Genomic DNA, 3,820 nt, shown 5'->3' with positions numbered 1-3,820 from the left:
AGTTCGGCGCATTGACGAAGCTCAGCGCGCCGGTCGTCGCATTGATGCTGAACAGCGCGGCATCGGCGCCGCCGGCGATGGCATAGGCCAGCGTCGTCCCGGCATCGGGATCGGAAGCCGTGACCGTCGTCACCGCCGTCGTATTCTCGGCCAGGCTGATCGTCGCCGTCGCCCCGCCGCCGTTGGAGGTGACGACCGGCGGGTCATTGACTGGCGTGACGTTCAAAGTGACTGTGACAGGCAAGCTTACGTCCAATGAAGACGCATAGCCAATAGTCGCCGCTCGGTATTGAAAACTGTCAATCCCGCTGAAATTCGCGTCAGGTGTATAGGTGAGGTGGCCGTCGTTATATACGGTCAGATGCCCGTGGGCGGGCGACGACCAAATATCCAAAGCAAATATGGGCGATCCGTCCGGATCTACATCGTTGGCGAGGATGCCGGGTGCGTCAACGAGAAGCGAAGTATCTTCTGCGACCGTATAGTTGTCGTCGGCCGCCACAATCTGCTCGTTCTGGTTGGTCACCGTCACCGCGATGGACTGGGTATCGGTGAGCGTTCCGTCGGAGGCGGAGACGATGACGTCATAGACATTGTTGCCGCCGGCATCGCCGGGCGCCTCGAAGTTCGGCGCATTGACGAAGCTCAGCGCGCCGGTCGTCGCATTGATGCTGAACAGCGCGGCATCGGCGCCGCCGGCGATGGCATAGGCCAGCGTCGTCCCGGCATCGGGATCGGAAGCCGCAACCGTCGTCACCGCCGTCATATTCTCGGCCAGGCTGATCGTCGCCGTCGCGCCGCCACCGTTCGAGGTGATCGTAGGGGGGTGATTTGTAGCAATAGGCAAGATTTCAATCGAAACACTGTCGGCCAGCGCTCCGCCAGAGCCAGTGTTCCCTCCATCGCTAAACGTGATGGTGGCCGTACGAGGCGCATCTGTAATGGATTGATAGAAGTTATCCAGAACAAGCGACTTTAGCAGTGCGTCAACCTCGGCTGACGTCGCATTTGCGTTGAGCGAAAACGACATATTGGTGGTGCCAAGCCCAGCGACTGTACCGGCATCTACGCCGTCAACGGTGAAATGCAGGACACCATTGATGTAGCCAACTTGAACGTTGCCAGTGGGTAGATTGTTCATGATGCTGAAGCGGTCGCCCGGATCCCCCCCTGACAGCGCGATGGTAATCTGCCCGCCAGCGAAGTTGGCCGGATTGTCCGGATCGGTGATGTGCGCTGTCGGAAGCAGGCCAACCGCCCCTCCGGTATAGGTAACCGGAGTCGGCGCGTTCGGCGTTAGATCCGGCGCGTCATTGACGGCAGCAATATTGACGGTGACCTCCGCGGAGCCAGTATCGTTCCCACCATTATTCGTGAAGTGGCCATCCTTCAACGTGAAGGTTAGAATGCGCGGGTCCGCCGTGGGATTGTCGGACATGCTGTAGAACTGGACATCGCGCAAAAGGGCTTGAACCGCCGCAAATGTCGGCACCGTCGTTGTCGCAAAGCTGATATGAAGTGCGCTGCCGTCTTGTCCGCCGCTCACCGTTCCCAAAATGCTGCCCTGATAGGTGACGGTGTTGCCGGAGATACCGATCTGACCTGCACCGGTTCCGACATTGGCGAGAATGAGTTGGTCACCCACGATGCCACCGGACGAAAAGGCGACATCGAGTGACCCTCCGTCAAACCAGACCGCATCAGGATCGTTGACGGTCGCCGCGGGCGACACGAATACGGGCGCCTGGTTTTCAGTGTATGTCAGGCTCGCCGCCAATGTTAGAATCGGGGGATCGTTCACACCAATCATATTGACGGTAACAGGGACGGAGCTCTGGTCTCCGAAGGCGTCACTTAAGACGTATGTAAACGTCCGGCTAATAGTCGAGAAGTTTTCTAATGGATTCGAAAAGTAAATATCTTTTACTAGGGCCTGAACCGCTTCAAGATTTGCGCTCGGGTTAGCAAAGCTGATAACGAGATCGGCTCCACCTGTGCCGCCGCTAAATGAGCCAATCGTTACGCCTTGGTAGAGTACTGAAGAGCCGCTAAGGCCGATCTGGCCAATTCCTGTCCCGAGATTGCCAATTGAGAGCTGGTCAGTTCCGGCAGAGAACGTGTTGGCAATTCGAAGTGAGCCGCCGGCGAAATTTTCAGCTGTCGTATCCAGAATCGTCGCGTTCGGCGCCATAGGAACAGGCGCAGTATTCTCGACGAAGGTTGCCGTTGCTGCGACGCCTGAATCCGGCCCGTTGAGATCGAGCTTGGGGTAGTTGATTTGCAACACCTGATAGGGATCGCCGAAGAGGATTTCCTGACTGAGGTAGAGATGACCGACCACCTGACCAGAAAGGTTGATCGAGAAATCCGACGTACCGTCGCCATTGGTATCTACACCTAGGTGAGAATTCGTGCCGTCAAAGGTAAGTTGGTAATTGGAGAGCGTCGAAGGGCCACCGAACAGGCATATTTTTTCACCGTTCTGATAGTCGGTGATCGTATCGCCACTGACTTCGTAAACCCCAAAAAAGAAGTTATCTTGGCCGGGTCCGCCACTTAAAGCATCGACGCCATACTGACCCGCCAGGTTATCGTCGCCATTTCCGCCCAGAATATTGTCGTCTCCGGCATTCCCGAGCAAAATATCATTGCCGTCTTCGCCAAAGATCGTATCGGATCCGGTTCCCCCGTTGATGAGGTCGTTTCCGCCAAGACCGTGAATGACATCGCCGAAGGACGTGGGGAGTGGCTGTCCGGGCACGGTCTGAGATGGGGTAATGGTGTCATCGCCTGCGGTTCCAATAATCGTCACTCCGGCCGGGGCTACGTCGATGATAGTACCCGTTGCCGTCGATCCGGCTGGACTGACATTGCCGCCGTTACTGGTCGATGCGAGCGAGACGATGACGGACTCGGGCCCCTCAACCAGCGAGTCGGTCGCGGTTGGGATCGTCAGTGTCTTCGTGCTTTCGCCGACAGCAAAGCTAATGCTGCCCGAAAGGGCTCCAAAATCTCCCCCTGGTGTCGCCGTTCCACCGAGAGTGTAGTTCACAATTTCGTTGGTCGTGGAAGCTGTCCGCGAAATCGTGAAGCTAAGGTCTCCGCCCTCCGCAATCGAAGGCGTCCCGGAGATCGAGTAGATCGGCGCCACGATTGTGACGCCGAACGGTCCCGTTTGAGTCACCGAATTGCCGGCGACATCAGTCGACGTTACCTGGAACGAATAGGTTCCGTCGGGCAGGATTGGAGTAGGAAACCTGAAATCGCCCACTGCGTTGGCTACGCCGCTTCCAAGAGCGATGGGAGCGCCTACAGTCGGAACGGCGAACGCCTCGACCTGGGCACCAGCTTCCGTGACACCCGCAACACGAAGAGTGTTATCGTTGACGGTGACACCGCCGCCGGTATTTCCGCCGACATCCTTGAGGATCAGATAGCTGAGAGTGGGCACGGTCGTGTCGACCGTGATTTCCAATGCGTTGGAGCTATCGCTGGTTTGACCCTGCCCATCGCTCTGTATAGCCCGGAGGTGATGAACGCCCTCAGACAAGCTGATATCGATCGAGAAGTCCGCATTTACGAACGAGCCTGTTACGGACGTCTCAGATTGGTCCATCGTTCCGTTGTTGTTAGTATCGTCGAACAGTGTGATGGATGCGCCGGGCTCGTGAACTCCGCTGATCGTGAGGTTTTGGGATACGTTCGTGATATTGTCATTCGCATCGCCACTGTCATCGTTCGCCAGCAAGTCGAGGCCGATTGGAGCGGGCAGAGCAGCAGTGTCATTGACGTCCGTCACCGTCACCGCGATTGACTGGGT

The 3,820-nt window shown here is 57.3% G+C and carries 1 protein-coding gene; it reads right to left on the bottom strand.

What is annotated here, in order from left to right:
* The coding region (locus BQ8482_RS20540; protein ID WP_208867785.1) for a beta strand repeat-containing protein at positions 1-3,820 on the bottom strand (3,820 nt) is incomplete at both ends.

It is taken from the genome of Mesorhizobium delmotii (assembly GCF_900149755.1).
GTDB classification, from domain to species: domain Bacteria; phylum Pseudomonadota; class Alphaproteobacteria; order Rhizobiales; family Rhizobiaceae; genus Mesorhizobium; species Mesorhizobium delmotii.
The sequence above is the reverse complement of the archived record's forward strand: the minus strand, read 5'-3'. Positions and strand labels throughout refer to the sequence as shown.